This is a genomic window from Psychrobacter sp. MES7-P7E, from assembly GCF_002863645.1.
Taxonomy (GTDB): domain Bacteria; phylum Pseudomonadota; class Gammaproteobacteria; order Pseudomonadales; family Moraxellaceae; genus Psychrobacter.
The window spans coordinates 22,807-41,886 of record NZ_PJBU01000097.1; the positions used below are offsets into that span (position 1 = coordinate 22,807).

A 19,080-nucleotide genomic window follows, 5' to 3' on the forward strand; every position below is an offset into this window, starting at 1 on the left:
ATACTTTGCGGCTAATATTTTGCATTTTAGCTATGCACTGATAATAATTTGATAAACAAAATGACGGATTTTCCATGAGCAATAACAGTACTCCTGACAATCAAACTTCTGAGACTTCAACCGAAGCCAAGCGCATTCTGACTGGTATCAAACCGACTGGTATTCCGCACTTAGGTAACTATGTTGGCGCGATTCGTCCAGCGATTGAGTCTATTCAAAATAGTGATCATGAAGCGTTTTTCTTTTTGGCAGACTACCATGGCATCATCGGCTGCTATGACCCTGCTATCATTCATGAATCGACGAGAGCCATTGCCGCTACGTGGATTGCTTGTGGTCTAGACCCTGAGCGTGTGACGTTCTACCGTCAGTCAGACGTGCCTGAAATTCCAGAACTTGCTTGGATCTTGAACTGCTCATGTGCCAAAGGTTTGATGAACCGTGCCCATGCCTACAAAGCAGCCGTTGATATCAATACAGAAAAAGCCGATGTCGATCCTGATCAAGGTGTCACCATGGGGCTGTTTGGTTACCCAGTGTTAATGGCGGCTGATATCTTGATGTTTAATGCGACCCACGTGCCTGTTGGTCGTGACCAAGTACAGCATATCGAGATGGCGCGTGATATCGCAGGTACTTTTAATCATCGTTATAAGTCGCTTTTCACGTTACCGTCAGCAGTCGTTGATAACGATATACCGCTGCTTACTGGGCTTGATGGCCGCAAAATGAGTAAGAGCTATAGCAATACGATTCCCCTATTCGGTGAGCCAAATCCACAAGTTAGTCCTGAAAAACAAATGCATAAAGCTATCATGAAAATTGTGACTAACTCACAGCTACCTGATGAGCCAAAAGATCCTGATGATTCAGCTATCTTTGAGATTTATAAAGCATTTGCGACCGCTGAAGAGATTGCTGATATGCGTGCGCGTTATGCCGCTGGTATTGGCTGGGGTGACGCTAAGCAAGCTCTGTTTGATAAGATTAATGACGAAATCGCGCCATTCCGTGCACGTTACGAAGAGCTGATGGCCAATCCAAAAGAGCTAGAAGAAATCTTGCAGATGGGTGCGGATAAAGCCCGTCGCCATAGTCGTAAGCAACTAGACAAAGCTCGCCGTGCTATCGGTATTCGTCCACTTGCTAAGCTTAAATAATCGTTGCTGGAATAGTCGTTTCACTGGCGCAATTTATTATCAAAGCGGGTGCTAAACGTGCAAAATGAACTAAACATCAGACAGGCGGCTTTGTCTAAAGCCGCCTTATCTGCTATGGCTGATTCAACCTCCGAGCCTATGGACAATCAGAGCGAGCTTGATGAGTCAATCAACCATGATATGTCGCTACGTATTTATCAAACGCCTGTGCAGCATTTGCCAGAAGATCTATATGTACCGCCGCAAGCCTTTGCTATTTGGTTAGAGCAATTTGCTGGTCCATTGGATTTTCTGTTGTATTTGGTCAAAAAAAACAACGTCGATTTGACCCAAATGCCCATTTTGCCTATCACTGAGCAGTACTTAGCTTATATCGGTGAATTGGATACCGATCACTTTGAATTAGCGGGTGATTATCTGCTAATGGCATCAACGCTCATCGCTATCAAAACCGAACTGCTATTGCCCGCCCCTGACACCCCAACCGACGAGCGTGATCCAAAAACAGAGTTGATCGAACGCCTCGAAGAGTACGCGCAAATCAAAGTGGTCAGTCAGCGCCTAGACAATCTAGTACGCTTAGAACGTGATGTGTTTTTGGCAATGGTTAGTATGCCTGGTCAAGACGTTATGAATGCGGAGCTACCAAACTACTCACCTAACTTGCTGATTGATAGTTTATTTAAAATGCAGCTACAGCCCGACTATCAAATGCATACGATCAAAGTTGATGCAGTACCACTTGCCGATCGTATTGCCAGTATTAGCAGGCAGTTAAGTACAGATGGGGCGCGCTCCTTTTATGAGCTACTAGATAAAGCACAAGGTAAAATAGGCGTGGTCGTGAGTTTCGTCGCCGTACTTGAGCTTATAAAGCGACAGTTGGTTGGTGTTGTCCATACTGAGGTAGATAGCGATATCGTCAACTCTGCTCTCAATGACGAACCGTCTGATATGGATAGTGAGCCTACCGCACTTACGTTACAGTGGCTTGCCTAGCAGGCTCTAAGACTGTCTCCTAGCCCATTCTCTATCAAAATCACAATATTGAAATAAGAGCATACTTTAGATGGTAGATATTGAAGACCCAAAGCAACATGACGAAACCCAAGAATCAACAGCTATGACTACATCACCATCAGCTGAAGCGCAGCATGATTCTTTGGAAGAGATGAGTAAACGTATTGAGGTGCTGCTGCATGCTTCAGAGGCACCGCTGACCGCTCACTCGTTAAAAAAACATTTGTCATTATCTACTAAAGAATTAAAGCAAACCTTGGAAGTACTCCAACAACGCTTAGATACAGGTGTGCTTAGGCTACATGAGACCGCCAGCGGTTATCGTTTACAGATATCTGATGATTATAGCAGTCTAATCCAGCGTACTTTTCCGCAGCGTCAAGAACGTCTGAGCCAAGCCTTACTTGAAACCCTGAGTGTTATTGCTTATAAACAACCTGTGACACGCAGTGATATCGAGCATGTGCGTGGAGTGACATTATCGAGCAATATACTGCGCCAGTTGTTTGATAAAGGCTGGATTGTGGAGAAAGGCTTTAAAGATACTTTAGGCCGTCCTGCATTGCTTCATACTACTGCGCAGTTTTTAGATGCCTTTGGATTAAGCCATTTAGATGAACTACCACCTATGCCAGATATGGAAACCATACGATCCATGTCTTAAGTTTTCTGCTGAACAAACTATAGTTACTCACACAAAAAAGGACAGACCGCATAGGATCTATCCTTTTTATTACGTTGCTGATTTTGAACTGATATCAAAACCTAGCAATATATCGGTTAATTACTGATTGATAACGTCAACACCCTTTGGTGGTGTAAATTTAAACTGACTGCTACCAATACTTGGGTTCATCTTGATACCGCTAAATTTAATAGAGGTTGTTTGTCCCAGGGTGTCATTCAATACCATCATGACAGGTTTGCCACCACTAAAGCTTATTGAAAGACTTTTGAAACTTGCACTGTCTGACTTAGGATAGAGTACATAGTAGTTCTTGTTGTCATATGGCTGAGTGATCTTGAAGTTTTGATCAATCTTGCTTGGATCACCTGACAGTAGCAAGGCTGGTGTATTACCTACTTGACTGTCAACATTCTGCTTAGTCGCTTGCTCTAAATCCTTGTCATAAACCCACATAGAATTACCATTAGCAACGATCAACTGCTCTGATGGTGACTTGGTTTCCCAACGGAAGTTATTTGGACGTTGGACACTCATGGAGCCTTTAAACGTACCACTACTCGCGCCTTTGGTCGTTTGGCTAAAATTAGCCGTCATACTCTTGGTATTGGTCAGCAATTTGTTCAAACGTTTGGCAGCTGTTAGATTATCAGCAGGAGCTGCGGTAGCCGTTTGAGTCAATGCCATCATTGGCGCTGCGATACCTAGCGATGTCATTAATACACCTGCTAAAGCCCCACTCATCATTTTTTGTTTGGTTGATTTTTTCGTAGATAAGTTCATCATAAATCCTCTCTAAAAAAGCATAATCGCTTTAAAGTTGTCGCTAAAAATAAAATGTTCTATTGAAATTTTTGTTTTCTATAAATACTGATTTTACCAAGCTAAAGCTGGTAACCACCAGCAATGGCAACAGTGTGCCAGTTTTTTTATTACGCGCCTAGTCATGATTTGCAATCTTTACTACGGCTGCCATACACGCTTGTAACCAATACAGTTACACGGTAAAAGTTTGCATTTATAATTATTAGCTACAGTAATTATGCTAATAGTGGCTTTAAAAATATCGCTTAGAATTATTATTAATTTATATCACCCCACAAACGTAAAAAGCCCCTACTACCATAAGGCAGTAAGGGCTTTTTTAATTATCTGATCATTCTATCCAAAGAATAAAACGATCTAAATAGATAATTATGCGTTTTCAACCGTAACATAACGACGGTTAAATTTACCTTTGGTCGCAAACTTTACAACACCGTCATTCAGTGCAAATAAAGTATGGTCACGACCCATGCCAACGCCTTCGCCTGCGTGGAATTCTGTACCACGTTGACGAACGATGATGTTACCAGCTGTGATAGCTTGGCCACCAAAGATTTTTACGCCTAGCATTTTTGGGTTTGAATCACGACCGTTACGGCTCGAACCGGCAGCTTTTTTATGTGCCATGAGAAAATCTCCTTGTTAATTTGACTTACCGCTGATGCGATAACTCTTAAGCATTTAGTGCGCTATTTAGCAATAATTGCTAAATGGATAATTAGGCATTAATCGCTTTGATTTTTAACAAGGTGTACCATTGGCGGTGACCTTGTTCTTTGTGATAATGCTTACGACGGTTGTGCTTGATGATACGGATTTTTTCGCCGCGACCATGCTCAACAACTTCAACTTCTACGCTAGCACCGTCAACAACAGGCTGACCGATTTTGACGTTATCGCCGTCAACAACCATCAACACGTCTTCAAATTTGATTGTTTCGCCTTTTTCTGCTTTTAGTAGTTCAACTTTAAGCAATTCATCGACGACTACACGGTGCTGTTTACCACCAGTTTTGATTACTGCGTACATTGTATGACTCCGTTTAACCCGTGTGCCGTGGCTGATGTTATACCAACGCTTTTACGACGAACACGACAGGGAAAAATTAAAGGCAAGATTTTACGGCTTTTTGCTCATAAAAGCAAGCCGCGCCTCTCGTTTTTGCAAGGTAGTTACACTAATGACCATCTCTCATTTGGCTATAACGGCTGCTCATCAAGGAAAGTCGATAAACGACAATGCGAATATAAACATGAGAAATAGTAATGATAAGTGATAGATTAAGCCCAACAGCGGCCATTATAACTTATGCAATCAGTTACTTACAGCCCTTTATGAATCATTTATGTGACCAATAAGCTTAAAATGAGCTAGAAGATATATCTGTAAAACACAAGACATTTCTTATCGTTTTTATTCTATTCAATAGGCATAGTAAGCCCTATATATCATACGCCTGACCTACTTGTGCTATATACTTTAACCAACAATTTAAGCAGATAGCTATGCTATCATAAGCGAAATAATACCTTACCTATAGATAGATAAAGTCAAGGTTATACCAACTCTCTTTACTCTTATTAATATGACTATTTATTATGACTAGTACCTCTTTAAATAATACCGTGCCTGCCTCTCAATCGATGCCTAGCTATGCTGATATTCAAAGTATTGTAGCCAATGACTTTGAGGTAATGGACAAGCAAGTGTTTGGCAGTTTGAACTCAAAAGTACAACTCGTCATGAGCGTCTCGCAACACGTGATCAATGCTGGCGGCAAACGTATGCGTCCGCTGATTACGTTGCTCTGCGCACGTATGTTTGATGACAACCCATCAGAAAAGGCCATGCATCTAGCTGCTATCACGGAAATGCTACATACCGCTACCCTAGTCCATGACGATGTCATCGATGAGTCAGGGCAACGCCGTGGAAAGCCGACGGCAAATGCGACGTGGGACAATGCTACTGCCGTATTGGTCGGTGACTATTTGATTGCTCGTGCGTTCAACCTATTGGTTGGTTTTCAAAGCCTGCCACTGTTGCAAGTATTCTCCGATGGGACTTGTGATATTGCTGAAGGCGAAGTATTACAGCTACAGCATCAGCATAACCCTGCTGCGACAGAGGAAGATTACTTACGCATTATCGATGGCAAAACTTCACGCCTGTTCATGATGGCGACCCAAGGTGCTGCTATCTTGCAAGATAAGACAGAATATATGACGGCATTGGGCGATTTCGGACAGCATTTTGGTAATGCGTTTCAAATTATCGATGATGTGCTTGATTATAGTGGCGATAGCGACGTAATGGGCAAAAACCTAGGCGATGACCTTGCTGAAGGCAAGCCTACCCTACCGACTATCAAAGCACTCGAACTACTCAAAGACAGCGACACTGAAGGCTATGAGCAGTTGCGTATCGCCGTTCAGACAGGTAAGACACCAAACGCTGAGCAGCTGATTGAATTGGTACGTAGTTCTGGCTCATTAGCTTATTGTAAGCAGCGCGCTCTAGAAGAAACTAAACTGGCACAAGATGCACTGAGTACGCTACCAGACAACCGTTATCGTACAGGCTTATATCAATTGACTGAACTCGCTAGCGCCCGATTAGTATAATTAAAGCTGAGTCGTCTGTGTTATTAACTAATTAAGACGACTCTTTTTTTGACAGAATTTTTTAGCATGGCTTTTTAGCAAACTCCTTCAGCAATTGATGAATAAGAAGCTCATAAATTAAGAAGTACCTTCTTAAAAACTAGCATGTCAGCCAAATCGTTACCTTTCTTTAAGTTTCATACATTCTTGCAGTACTATAATCGTATAAGGCTTTTTGGACAGTCGGTCAAAGTTTGATGACGTTTGTTAGAGAGATACTGATAGTTATTTTTTATGACTGTAATTAGGGGTTGCTAAAATTGTCATTTTGTTGACAAAGTCGATTTTCTATCGTTTAAAAACCTTAGTTACTATAGGGTTTTAGATTTATAACAAAAGTTTACAATATATTTTGATACTAGGTTGTGCATGGTTCTATTAGCTGTTAATAGAGACGACGCTTACTATGACGGTAATCTATTAATTCGTAAACTGTAATATCACCGCTTTTCGATCCAGCTCGTATTGCAAACTACTTGACTGTGGGGTTACCCCAATAGTTTATAATGACTCATTAAATTTATTAATCCATTCTGTGGTTTGCTTAAACAATTAATGCTAAATAATCCTTTCGATACTTAATCCATATCGATGTCAGATTTCCTATTAGTTATATTTCACTAACAGAATAATCTGAAACTGGAATAAATAATGCTAGCTTAGGCTATTTATTCTCTTTATTCAGCATTAGCAAGTTATTTAGTATTAGCAAGACCCTTATATTCAGTACGCCAAACTTATTGATCGATTTTTATACTGTCACTATTTATATATATTGCCGAGGACATTGATGAAGCACTCTTATCTTGCGCTTGTAATAGCATCTGTACTATCTGGAGCTGTACTGGTTGGCTGTGACAAAAACGAGGACGCCGCTGGTGAGCAAGCCGCACAGCAGCAAATGCCGCCTGCGGTTGTCAACGTTCAAACAGTCACTCTCGATACCGTCCCTCAAGTACAAACTTTTTCTGGACGTACTGCAGCTTATCAAACTGCTGACGTCCGCCCACAGGTCAACGGTGTGATTGACGAAGTACTATTCCGTGAAGGAAGTAACGTCAAAAAAGGTCAGCCACTATATCGCATCAACACCGATAACTATGCCTCATCTGTTACGAGTGGCCAAGCCGCCGTACAGCAGTCACAAGCCAATTATCAAACTGCTGTGGCAAACAATGCCAATGCAAAAGCTGAATTGGTCAGTCGTCAAGCGTCATTAGCACAAGCGCAAAACGACTTACAACGTCTGCAAGGTCTGGTCAGTATTGATGCCATCTCGAAGCAGCAGTACGATCAAGCACAAACAGCCGTACGTACTGCACAAGCGGCGGTACAAAGTGCCGCCGCCGCTGTCGGTCAAACTCAAGCAGGTATTGAGAGTGCAAAAGCAGGCATTCAGACCGCAAAAGCAGGTTTAGAAGCCAGTACGTTAGATCTTAACCGTACTATCGTACGCGCACCTCTTACTGGTCGTACTGATCGCTCTAGCGTTACTGCTGGTACTCTGGTCAGTGCTGGTCAAGCAGATCCATTAGTGACTATTTCACGCTTAGACCCTATCTACGTCGATATCAGCCAGTCTTCTTCTGAGTTGCTTAAGCTTCGTCAGCAGATCGCAGATGGTACTGCTCAGCCAGGTATGAACTCAGTTGAATTGGTACTAGAAGATGGTTCTGTCTATCCAGTACGCGGTAAGCTTGCACTGTCTGAGGCCAAAGTTGATGAGTCAACAGGCGCTGTCACCTTGCGTGCTATTTTTCCAAACAGCAACAATATCTTGCTGCCCGGTATGTATGTCACTGCACGCCTGACACAGAGCGTGATTACCAATGCAGCCTTAGTGCCACAGAGCGCAGTCACACGTACGCCTAAGAGTGAGACACAAGTTTATATCGTTGATGAAAACAACAAAATCCAAGTACGTCCGGTCACCATTAATGGTACTTACGATGGACAATGGGTGGTCACTGATGGCTTAAAAGCAGGTGACAAAGTGGTTGTGATTGGCGGTGCTAAGGTCAAACCTGACCAAGAAGTGGTCGCCAAACCATTAGAAAGTGCAAATCCAGCACCAGCTGCACAAAGTGCGCCTAATACCAAAACGCCGCAGCAAGCCGCAAAAACGATGGATAAAAAGCCAGCTGGCGATGAGACTTCTACCAAAAAACCAACAGAAGCCGCTGCCAACTAATTCCATTCAAGACAGGAAGACTTAGGGATATACTATGTCACGTTTTTTTATTAATCGCCCTATTTTTGCATGGGTGCTGGCTGTTTTGGTCATGCTCATCGGGGTAATATCCGTTATCAATCTACCGATTGAACAATATCCACGCATCGCACCACCAACGATTTCGGTCAGTGCAAGCTATCCTGGTGCTAATGCACAAACCGTCGAAAACTCAGTCGTACAGATCATTGAGCAACGTATGAAAGGCCTCGATGGTCTGATGTATATGTCGTCATCGAGCTCGTCAAATGGTAGTGCTTCAGTGACGCTTACCTTTGAAAACGGCACAGATCCTGACACAGCTCAAGTACAAGTACAGAACAAACTGCAAGCAGCGATGAGCTCCTTGCCTGAGTCTGTTCAGCGTCAAGGTGTCAACGTCAATAAATCGTCTAGCAGCTTTTTGATGGTGCAAGCATTTATTTCTGAAGATGGCACCATGGATCGGGCAGATATTGCCGATTATATTAACTCTAATGTCGTCGATTCGATCAGTCGTGTAGAGGGTGTGGGTGAAGTTCAAGTCTTTGGCTCTACCTATGCGATGCGTGTTTGGTTAGACCCATCACGCCTACGTAGCTACAACATGATACCTTCAGATGTCGTCAATGCGATACGAGCACAGAATGCTCAGGTATCTGCTGGTCAATTGGGTCAAGCACCTGCCGACACAGACAAACAAGTTATCAACGCCACTGTTACTGTACAAAGCTATCTTCAAACGCCTGAAGAATTTAAAAACATTCTACTAAAAACAGATACCTCAGGCGCACAAGTGCGCTTAGGCGATGTGGCAGATGTCGAGATTGGCAGTGAAAACTATAGCGTTGTCTCTCTCTACAATGGTCAAGAAGCAGCCGGTTTAGGTATTTCACTCGCTGGTGGCGCAAACGCCCTTGAGACTCGTGAAGCCGTCGGCGCACGTATGGCTGAGCTGGAAAAAAACTTCCCAATTGGTCTAGCCTCAGTCGTTCCGTATGACACCACACCATTTGTACGCTTGTCTATCGAACAAGTCGTTATGACCCTCATTGAAGCGATTGTGTTGGTATTTATCGTTATGTTCATTTTCTTACAGAACTGGCGTGCCACCATTATCCCGACCCTTGCCGTACCTGTCGTACTCTTGGGTACCTTTGCAGTGTTGTATATTGCAGGCTTTAGTATCAACGTCTTGACCATGTTTGCCATGGTATTGTCCATCGGTCTGTTGGTCGATGATGCGATCGTCGTCGTAGAGAACGTCGAGCGAATACTAGAAGAAGATCCTCACATCTCTATCAAAGATGCAACTATCCAGTCGATGGGTGAAATCAGTAAAATCGTTATTGGTATTGCGCTTATCTTGTCTGCAGTATTCGTACCGATGGCCTTCTTTGGTGGCTCAACAGGTGTGATTTATCGTCAGTTCTCTATTACGCTGATTACCAGCATGGTGCTCTCTGCCATGGTCGCGCTTGTGTTCACCCCTGCCCTATGTGTAACCTTGCTAAAACGTGGCAAAAGTCATGAAAAAGGCAGTACCGAAAAGCAAAAAGGCTTCTTTGGTTGGTTCAACCGCGGCTTCTTCAAACTTAGCCGTTCGTACGAAAACTTTGTCGGCAAAAGTATTCGTTTTAAATGGTTATACATGATTGGCTACGCAGCCATTATCGGTATCATGGCGGTCGTATTCTTACGTATTCCAGGCTCGTTTTTACCAGAAGAAGATCAAGGCATTATGTTTACCTTGGTTCAGCTTCCGGCTGGCTCTACGTTAGATGAGACGCAAGACGTATTGGATAAAGTTAGAAACTATTACGATACCCAAGAAACTGATAATATCGCTTCGGTCTTTACCATTGCAGGCTTTAGTTTTGCAGGTCAAGGTCAGAATATGGGTCTAGCGTTTGTGCGCTTATCAGACTGGGAGGAACGCTCGGGCGATGAAAATACCGCTCAGGCTGTCGCTGGTCGAGCGATGGGGTACTTCTTTACTCAGCTAAACGAAGCACAAGTATTTGCCATCGTACCACCAGCAATTACCGAGCTTGGTAATGCCAGTGGTTTTGACTTAATGATTCAGGACAGTGGCAACCTCGGACATGATGGGCTACTTGAAGCTCGAAATATGCTCTTAGGTATGGCTGCACAGAACGACCAAGTAGCTGGTGTACGTCCTAACGGTCAAGAAGATTCGCCACAACTTAAAGTAAACATCAATCAAGAACAAGCGGCGGCTTATGGCCTGTCACTAAGCAATATCAATAGTGTCATTTCAACAGCGTGGGGCTCAAGCTACGTTAACGACTTTATCGATCGTGGCCGTATCAAACGCGTCTATGTACAAGGTGAAGCCAGCAGCCGTACCAACCCTGATGATATTGGTAAATGGTATGTAAGAAATGACATGAACGATATGATTTCGTTCGATGCATTCTCTAGTAGTGAGTGGCAGTCAGGCTCACCGCGTCTTACTCGTTACAACAGCCTACCGTCCATGAACATCCAAGGTAGCGCCGCACCAGGACTAAGTACTGGTGAAGCAATGAGCTCGATGGAAGCGATGATAGACAAGTTACCTGAAGGTATCAGTTATGAGTGGACAGGCATGTCATTGGAAGAGCAAAAATCAGGTGCCCAAGCGCCGATGCTTTATGCGCTTTCAATCCTAGTTGTATTCTTATGTTTGGCAGCGTTGTATGAGAGCTGGTCTATTCCTGTCTCTGTGCTACTAGTGATTCCACTTGGGGTATTGGGTGCAGTGATATTTACCTGGCTACGTGGTTTTGCCAATGATATCTACTTGCAAGTTGGTCTACTGACTGTCGTTGGTCTATCCGCCAAAAACGCCATTTTGATTATCGAGTTTGCAAAAGAACACCAAGAGGAAGGTTACAGTCTCAGAGAGGCCGTCATGACCGCAGCACGCCAACGTTTGCGTCCGATTGTCATGACCTCACTTGCCTTTGGTTTGGGTGTTGTGCCATTATTCTTGGCGAATGGGCCAGGTTCAGGCAGTCAAAACGCTATTGGTACTAGTGTTGTTGGTGGGGTAATCACAGCAACCCTCTTAGGTATCTTCTTTATCCCAATGTTCTATATCTGGGTGCGTAGTGCGTTCCCGCATAAATATGAGAACAATACACCCAATGATAAAGATGGTGGCAATGGTACGCCTAACTCGCATAACCCAACACCTTCTGAGAGTTATCAGCCTGCAAGTCTTGGAGACAATACACAATGAGTGCTCAAAAAACATCTATCATCAACTCATCATCGGTAGCTATTACAGCTATCGATGCGCAGCCAGCACTATCTCGTTTGCGCAAAAACAGTGGCCGCCTGTTAGGGCTGACTGCATTGGCAATCAGCATGGCCGCTTGTAACACCATTCCAAAAGCGGATATGCGTCCTGTGCTAGCAGAGCCGAATATCCCTATGCAGGAATCTTACGGTGCATTTGATAAAGAGACTGTCAGTAGTGCTGACCAAGCAAGCATTGCCAGTCAGCGCTGGCAGAATTTTTATAGCGATGAGCGTCTAAAAGGTCTGATTGCTCTCGGTCTTGCAAACAATAAAGACTTTGAGAGTGCGCGCCTAGCGATTGAAAAAGCACGTGCACAGTATCAGATTACCGATATTAACGACTTACCAGCTATCAACGGCAGTGCTGGTTATACTCGCTCAGCACAGAATCGTACTGATCGAAACGCTAGTAGTAGCTACAGTGTCAACTTGGGTCTTGCCAATTACGAGCTCGACTTTTGGGGTAAAATCTCAAGCTTAAAAGATCAAGCATTGCAGAACTTTTTGGCGACTACGGCGGCCAAAGATGCGACCCAAATCAGCTTGATTAGTAATATTGCCCAAAGCTACGCCAATCTAAGCTACAGCTTAGCGCAGTTAAAACTGGCTGAAGCCACAGTCGAGAGTCGTGAGCGTTCGCTATTTATCGCGGATAAACGTTTTGAAGCAGGTATTGATGCAAAACTGCCTTCATTGCAGGCTGCTGCCTCTCTTGAAAGTGCCAAGCTTGCCGTATTACGTGCACAGACCAGCGTTCTTCAATCACGCAATGCATTGCAGTACTTGGTTGGTGGCGCGATTCCAAACGAGCTTATCCCAACACCTGCCGTCAGTAATATCACTAGCCAGCAGATATTCAATGCTGGTCTACCAAGTGAATTACTACGCTATCGCCCTGATGTACTACAGGCAGAATACAACCTAAAAGCTGCTGGTGCGAATATCGAAGTGGCCCGTGCCTCTTACTTCCCATCTATTAGCTTAACCAGTAGTGTGGGTGTCAGTAGCGGCAGCTTAAATGACTTGTTCAAAAATGGTGCCGTTGGCTGGTCGTTTGGACCTAGCGTGAGCGTCCCTATCTTTGATGCAGGCCGTTTAGATGCCAACTATGATGTGGCTCAAATCGAACGTGAGCAAACGCTTGCTAGTTATGAGAGCTCTATTCAAACGGCATTCCGCGAAGTGTCAGATGTACTTGCCACGCGTGCAACGCTCGGTGAGCAGTTAGAGGCGCAGTATCGTCTGCAGGATAATTTTGAGCAGACCTATCAGATAGCAGATGCGCGCTTCAAAGCAGGTCTGGACAATTACTTAGACGTACTTGATGCGCAGCGTTCACTGTTCTCTACTCAGCAAGGTATCCTAGATTTAGAGCTACAGAAAATCGTTAGCCAGATCGAGCTGTACCAAGCGCTTGGTGGCGGTGCGAACCTTGATGTACCGACCGTCATACCTGTACCACAGCACACCAACTTGGCGCAGATTGTCACTGGAACTGCTACTAGTGCAAAAACCAAAGCGACAAATGCCATCAAAGCAGCTGGTTCAGCGCGTGTGACTACGCCGCAAGAAGCTGTCGCCATCAAGCAGTCGCAAGCGGTAGAAACGACTACTTTTGAACCGACTGCTATCGTCGATGTGAATGATGATGGTAAAAAGGATGCCGCTGTCGGCGTGGTCACTGAAGAGACTCGCTTCAATAACAATAGTGTTGAGCAAGTTCCTGTGACCCAGATTGTTGAGCCTTAAATAACCCAACCTTAATCTGATGACGCAGCTCTATCATCACATTGACAGTCGATACGTACTATCAGCCCTACCGACTTAACGTGGTGGGGCTTTTTGCTTTTATTGACGTCTTTTGGTTATAGTAGGCTCACTTTATGTAAGCTCTCTTTATTTACAGCCACTTATAAAGCACAAATTTTGATAAACTAATTCTATAAAATACCGCTTATAGCGATATTATTTTAACCATGTAACATGATAACTATTAAAACAATCATAAGGAATTATTATGAGTTATACCTTTAACCGTCAATACCCTGCTACTCGCTTACGTCGCCTGCGCTATAACGACAATGTACGTTCAATGATTCGTGAAGTGGAGCTGCATCCTAAGCACTTTATTGCCCCTGTCTTTGTATTAGAAGGCGAAAACCAGCGCGAAACCATCGCTAGTATGCCGGGCGTTGAACGCTTATCGATTGATTTGCTAATCAACTATGCCAAAGAACTGTTAGCAGAAGGTGTCACAACCATCGATCTTTTCCCTGTGATCGATAACGCTTTGAAAACACCAGACGGTAGCGCCGCTTATGACGAAAACGCCCTGACTGCACGTACGATAAAAGCGGTCAAAGACGCTGTGCCAGAAATGGTCGTCATGACTGATGTAGCGCTAGACCCTTATACTTCACATGGTCAAGATGGTCTGCTTGATGATAGCGGTTACGTCATCAATGATGCAACTATCGAAGTATTGGTCAAGCAAGCGCTGGTACATGCGCGTGCAGGCGCAGATATCATCTCTCCTAGTGACATGATGGATGGCCGTATCAAGGCCATGCGTGATGCGTTTGAAGCAGAAGGTTTTGTGAATACGGCTATCATGGCTTATTCAGCCAAATATGCTTCTGCTTACTACGGCCCATTCCGTGATGCCGTTGGTAGTACCGGCAATCTAAAAGGTGGCCATAAGAAACAGTATCAGATGGATTTTGGCAATCGTGCTGAGGCGCTACATGAAGTGGCTATGGATATCAACGAAGGCGCAGATATGGTCATGATTAAACCTGGTCAGCCGTATCTTGATTTGATTCGTGAAGTCAAAGACACCTTTGGCGTACCAACCTTTGCGTATCAAGTATCTGGCGAATATGCCATGCATATGGCAGCCATTCAGAACGGCTGGTTAAGTGATGCAGTGATTTTAGAGTCGCTGATTGGCTTCCGCCGTGCTGGCGCTGATGGCATCTTGACCTACTTCGCTCTAGAAGCGGCTCGTCAGCTAAACAATGCCTAATAGTAATTACACTAACTTTTATAATGTAAAAGCCCCAGCTGCCTATTAGTAGCTGGGGCTTTTTTATGCGGTTACTCTATTAAAATAAAACTATAGACGTGCACGGTTATGTGGTTCATTAAAATCAAGCACTGGGCCAGCAGGGACAATACGCGTGGGATTAATATTGGCATGACTGGTGTAATAATGCTGCTTGATATGATCCATATTTACCGTCTCTGCGATACCAGGTACCTGATATAAGTCACGCAGATATTCCCAAAGGTTTGGATAGTCAACGATACGACGCAGATTGCATTTGAAATGCCCAACATAGACAGCATCGAAACGAACCAACGTCGTAAATAGTCGCCAATCGGCCTCAGTTATAGTGCTACCTGTCAGATAACGCTGATGTGCTAAGCGCGTCTCAAGTGTATCTAATGCCGCAAATAGCTCGATCAAAGCCTCTTCGTAAGCCTCTTGTGTGGTAGAGAATCCTGTCTTATACACGCCATTGTTGATAGTTGAATAGACGAAGGTATTTATATCATCAATTTCTTGTAACAACTCTGAAGGCACGAAATCACCTGCTAGCGCACCAACCTCATCAAAGGCAGAGTTAAACATGCGAATGATTTCAGATGACTCATTACTCACGATTGTGTTTGTTTTTTTATCCCACAAGATAGGTACGGTGACACGGCCTGTATAGTCTGGCTTGGCCTTGGTATACAGCTCATAAGCATAGTCTGCATTGATAACTGGATCAGCAACGACGCCTGCACCCTCTGCAAACGTCCAACCATACTCACCCATATATGGATGTACTACAGACAACGGAATGATGTTTTCTAAGCCTTTGAGCTTGCGATAGATAAGGGTACGGTGTGCCCAAGGACAGGCTAGCGACACGTATAAATGATAGCGGTCAGGTTCGGCTTTGAAGCCTTCAATACCTGTTGGCCCTGCGCTACCATCTACCGTTACCCAGTTTCTAAAACCAGCATCTTCACGCTGAAAGCGGCCGCCACTCTCTTTTGTCTCATACCACTTGTCTTGCCACTGCCCATCTACCAAGAGACCCATGTTATTCTCCAACTGTTTTTAATATTTATTTAACGCTTAGTCAGCATGATTGACTTGAAGCCATTATTATCATGATGATTACGTTGTTTAGAGAGATATCATACCAGTTATAAGGGTTTAATCATTAGCGTCATCTCGTTTATTAACAATACAAACTAAACGTATTAAATTCAATATTTAATGAATATACACAAAAGTATATCTAATATAAGCCTGAATATCAGATATTATGACAATAAAAGAGGTTTATGCTAAAAAAGACTTGCAAAGTCTGGGAAACTTGCTAAAATGCTCAACCTAAATAGGCGTATAGCTCAGTTGGTTAGAGCGCTACCTTGACATGGTAGAGGTCAGCAGTTCGAGTCTGCTTATGCCTACCAAATTTAGAAAGCTCCAGTTTAACGACTGGGGCTTTTTTTTGTCCGTAAAATATAGGCTGTAGCGGAAAATCTATATTGGTATCCAGTTAAAATCACTATTATTTAATCAACTTTAAATGATTCAAAAACGCGACGGTGACCAAATGGTGACCAAAACGTGACCGACCCTTAAAAACCATTAAAATTAAAATCTTCTTTTTGACCTCTACTTCAAATTCTAAGCTAGAACCTATTTTTTAGTGTTTTTCTCTTTATCCTCTTTTACATATTCAAAAATATCTCCTACCTCTACTTCTAAATACTCACAAAGCTTATCTATAGTATCGAAATCAATTCTAGATGATTGATCGTTGTATATCTTATGCAACGTCGTTTTGCTTACCCCTGTTGCTCGTACGGCATCCGCTACTTTAAGCCTTCTTTCAGCTAACAAAGTTGGGAGATGATTAACTATCATACTATAAACTCCAATTATAATTATAAAAAGTACTTGCATAGTTATAAATTTATGGTAAATTACAACCATGGTATCTAAAAGTACCATTATAGTTAAACTTTATATAAGGAACATATTATGTCACATACCTACCTAACTACCCAAGAGCTTTCTGAGCTCATCAAATACAACCCTCGTACTATCCGCAATGAACTCAAGGATAGTGTACTTATTGAGGGCATTCATTATATACGCCCGTTCGGTGGTCGTAAGATTTTGTACATTTGGGAAGAGATTGAAAAAGATATGCGCACTGGCATCGCCGGTAGCATCAATGCCATGGCACTACAATAAGGAGAAATAGTATGGCTAGCATCAGAAGTAGATACGGTAAGCTCGTTGTCGATTTTTATTATATGGGTATACGCTGTCGGGAGACGACAAACTTAACGGACACGCCAGCGAATCGCAAGAAGCTTGAGAAAGTGATTGAGAAAATGGAAGCAGAAATCACCCTAGGTCTCTTCAACTACGCTAAGTACTTTCCAAAAAGTGACAAAGCGGCAGAAATGGTAGCGTTGAACGATCGCAAGGAATGCATCAACACTAATACGCCTTCTTTTGAGCAGTTTGCAAAATTATGGTTTCTTGAAAAAGAAATTGAATGGCGCGATACCTATAAGCGCAAAATAAAGGAGATTATTGATATGTATTTGATTGTTAAGTTTGGGACTAAGCCCATTCATCTCATAAAAAAGACAGATGTATTAGCCTTCCGTTCATCCCTCGCCAAAGTGACTTACGGAAAAGCTAACAAACATCTGTCAGCGGCACGCATTAATTCGATTATGGTACCTTTGGGTATGATACTAAAGGAAGCGGCTAAACGCTACAAGTTTGATAATCCATATGATGATATTAAGTCTCTCAAGGAGCCTAAGACCGATATCCAGCCCTTTACGCTGGAGGAGGTTTGGAAGTTTATTAACGGTGTGAGAGCAGACTACCGTAACTATTACTTGGTACGTTTTTTTACTGGTATGCGTACCAGTGAGATTGATGGACTGATATGGGAGAACATTGATTTTGATCGTCGTGAGATTGTAATCAAGCAGGCTTTGGTTAAGGGCAAGATTGTGCCGCCTAAGACGCAAGAGTCTTATCGAGCGATTCAAATGTCACCTTGGGTTTATGATGCTCTATTAGAGCAACAAGCCATAACTTATGAGCGCTCTGACTATGTATTTTGCGCGCATACAGGTGAACCACTTGACTATAACAACGTGAATAAGCGTGTTTGGCACCCTACTCTTAAGATTTTGGGTCTGAAGAAGCGTAATGCCTATCAGAGCCGTCATACCGCAGCGACGTTATGGTTAGCTGCTGGCGAAAGTCCTGAGTGGATAGCCAGCCAAATGGGACACTCTACGACTAAGATGCTGTTCAACACTTATAGCCGCTATGTACCGAATATGACTAGGCAGGATGGTAGTGCATTTGAAGCATTGGTCAATCGCAGTCAGATTGCTCAGGTATCTACGGACAAGGAGACGTCACAATGAAAATCATTGATTACGATAAACTGCATGCGACGTTTAAACCTAGTGGTTATGTCAGTGACGATGCTAATGACATTGCTAATACTTTGATTTGTGAACTCTGTATTCAATCAGGTATTGGTTTGGCTCGGTTCTTAAATGTTGATAGTTGCTTCGATAATCATATGGCAATGCGGGTATGGGTACAGAAGCGCTTAGATGCCAATCCTGACTATGTACTTGATGAGATGCGTGGTCAGCTGAAGAGTGAGCTTTACGAGCTACTACCACACACTGGCTATGGGTACTAAGGAGGATATTATGAGCTTAAGACTTGAGCCTAATATAACGCAGAACTCACGGGATCTGAAAATCTGTAGCGATTACTGGGCATACGATAATGAATGTGGCTTCATTGAGCATGTAGAAGGGGTTTGTCAGAAGTATGACATCAGTCCTCATATTATGTTTGTTACGGTAGGCCAGTGTTTTGCTTATCTAGATGATGTACTTTGCGAGTACTGTGGTTATGTTTGCCCTTTAGAGGTGCCAGCAGACATTTCTTATATGCGTGCAAAACATAGTTGGTGTTGTGAAGTATGTGAGCACGCTGTGTGGCGTGAGCATAACAACCGATAAATTTTTTTAAACATTCAAAGCCAAACAGCTTAGGTTGTTTGGCTTTTTATTGTTTCTAATTGACTGACGACATCTGTTGTCGTAAAGACTTTTTTATACGTTGTTTTACCGACATAGTTCCG

Annotated in this window: 17 protein-coding genes and 1 tRNA gene; 13 read left to right on the forward strand and 5 right to left on the reverse strand. The window is 43.2% G+C overall.

Annotated elements, in window-relative coordinates; all coding sequences use genetic code 11:
• The first annotated feature begins 74 nt into the window (after positions 1-74).
• The 3 genes from CXF62_RS07910 to scpB all read left to right on the forward strand — a co-directional run bounded on the left by CXF62_RS07910 (position 75) and on the right by scpB (position 2,844).
• Positions 75-1,160, forward strand: a complete 1,086-nt coding sequence (locus CXF62_RS07910) for a tryptophan--tRNA ligase (RefSeq protein WP_102093748.1) — start codon at positions 75-77, stop codon at positions 1,158-1,160.
• Positions 1,161-1,298: 138 nt separating this feature from the next.
• Complete coding sequence (locus tag CXF62_RS07915; RefSeq protein ID WP_102093770.1) at positions 1,299-2,159, forward strand: segregation and condensation protein A; 861 nt, start codon at positions 1,299-1,301, stop codon at positions 2,157-2,159.
• Positions 2,160-2,283: 124 nt separating this feature from the next.
• The gene (scpB, locus tag CXF62_RS07920; protein WP_102093772.1) at positions 2,284-2,844 is read left to right on the forward strand and encodes an SMC-Scp complex subunit ScpB; all 561 of its coding nucleotides are present in this window, start codon (positions 2,284-2,286) and stop codon (positions 2,842-2,844) included.
• A gap of 120 nt (positions 2,845-2,964) precedes the next feature.
• Here scpB and lolA read toward each other — a convergent pair whose 3' ends face one another.
• From lolA to rplU, 3 genes are all read right to left on the reverse strand, one after another.
• Entirely contained in the window at positions 2,965-3,651 is a 687-nt protein-coding gene (gene lolA, locus CXF62_RS07925; RefSeq protein WP_057761010.1) for an outer membrane lipoprotein periplasmic chaperone LolA, read from the reverse strand.
• Between the two features lie 408 nt (positions 3,652-4,059).
• Complete coding sequence (gene rpmA, locus CXF62_RS07930; protein ID WP_021813611.1) at positions 4,060-4,317, reverse strand: 50S ribosomal protein L27; 258 nt, start codon at positions 4,315-4,317, stop codon at positions 4,060-4,062.
• Between the two features lie 91 nt (positions 4,318-4,408).
• A complete protein-coding gene (gene rplU / locus CXF62_RS07935) occupies positions 4,409-4,720 on the reverse strand; it encodes a 50S ribosomal protein L21 (RefSeq protein WP_057761012.1) in 312 nt (103 codons plus the stop codon).
• A gap of 569 nt (positions 4,721-5,289) precedes the next feature.
• Between rplU and CXF62_RS07940 the strand changes: the two genes are divergently transcribed.
• From CXF62_RS07940 to hemB, 5 genes are all read left to right on the forward strand, one after another.
• Positions 5,290-6,315, forward strand: coding sequence for a polyprenyl synthetase family protein (locus tag CXF62_RS07940; protein ID WP_102093750.1), 1,026 nt, complete (start codon positions 5,290-5,292; stop codon positions 6,313-6,315).
• 829 nt (positions 6,316-7,144) lie between these two features.
• Complete coding sequence (locus CXF62_RS07945; RefSeq protein ID WP_102093752.1) at positions 7,145-8,545, forward strand: efflux RND transporter periplasmic adaptor subunit; 1,401 nt, start codon at positions 7,145-7,147, stop codon at positions 8,543-8,545.
• A gap of 34 nt (positions 8,546-8,579) precedes the next feature.
• Complete coding sequence (locus CXF62_RS07950) at positions 8,580-11,810, forward strand: efflux RND transporter permease subunit (RefSeq protein ID WP_102093753.1); 3,231 nt, start codon at positions 8,580-8,582, stop codon at positions 11,808-11,810.
• Positions 11,807-13,621 carry an efflux transporter outer membrane subunit gene (locus CXF62_RS07955; protein ID WP_102093755.1) on the forward strand — a complete coding sequence of 605 codons (1,815 nt, stop codon included), beginning with the start codon at positions 11,807-11,809 and terminating at the stop codon, positions 13,619-13,621. Before CXF62_RS07950 ends, CXF62_RS07955 begins: the two co-directional genes overlap by 4 nt.
• 268 nt (positions 13,622-13,889) lie before the next feature.
• Entirely contained in the window at positions 13,890-14,897 is a 1,008-nt protein-coding gene (hemB, locus tag CXF62_RS07960; RefSeq protein ID WP_102093756.1) for a porphobilinogen synthase, read from the forward strand.
• Between the two features lie 90 nt (positions 14,898-14,987).
• Here hemB and CXF62_RS07965 read toward each other — a convergent pair whose 3' ends face one another.
• On the reverse strand, positions 14,988-15,965 hold the full coding sequence (locus CXF62_RS07965; RefSeq protein ID WP_102093758.1) for a glutathione S-transferase family protein: 978 nt from the start codon (positions 15,963-15,965) through the stop codon (positions 14,988-14,990).
• Positions 15,966-16,268: 303 nt separating this feature from the next.
• Between CXF62_RS07965 and CXF62_RS07970 the strand changes: the two genes are divergently transcribed.
• Positions 16,269-16,345: transfer RNA gene (locus CXF62_RS07970), tRNA-Val, on the forward strand.
• Between the two features lie 229 nt (positions 16,346-16,574).
• On the opposite strand, the gene CXF62_RS07975 is transcribed toward CXF62_RS07970, so the two are convergent.
• Positions 16,575-16,802 (reverse strand): helix-turn-helix domain-containing protein, encoded by a 228-nt coding sequence (locus CXF62_RS07975; RefSeq protein ID WP_102093774.1) that lies wholly within the window; start codon positions 16,800-16,802, stop codon positions 16,575-16,577.
• Between the two features lie 117 nt (positions 16,803-16,919).
• On the opposite strand from CXF62_RS07975, the gene CXF62_RS07980 reads away from it, so the two are divergent.
• Genes CXF62_RS07980 through CXF62_RS07995 form a run of 4 tightly spaced genes read left to right on the forward strand, consistent with a single transcriptional unit; the run spans position 16,920 to position 18,958 of the window.
• Positions 16,920-17,135, forward strand: coding sequence for a hypothetical protein (locus tag CXF62_RS07980; RefSeq protein WP_045447035.1), 216 nt, complete (start codon positions 16,920-16,922; stop codon positions 17,133-17,135).
• 11 nt (positions 17,136-17,146) lie between these two features.
• On the forward strand, positions 17,147-18,343 hold the full coding sequence (locus CXF62_RS07985; protein ID WP_102093760.1) for a site-specific integrase: 1,197 nt from the start codon (positions 17,147-17,149) through the stop codon (positions 18,341-18,343).
• Entirely contained in the window at positions 18,340-18,630 is a 291-nt protein-coding gene (locus CXF62_RS07990) for a hypothetical protein (protein ID WP_102093761.1), read from the forward strand. The genes CXF62_RS07985 and CXF62_RS07990 overlap by 4 nt, the downstream gene beginning before the upstream one ends.
• 10 nt (positions 18,631-18,640) lie before the next feature.
• Positions 18,641-18,958, forward strand: coding sequence for a hypothetical protein (locus CXF62_RS07995; RefSeq protein WP_101211223.1), 318 nt, complete (start codon positions 18,641-18,643; stop codon positions 18,956-18,958).
• Positions 18,959-19,080 lie beyond the last annotated feature (122 nt).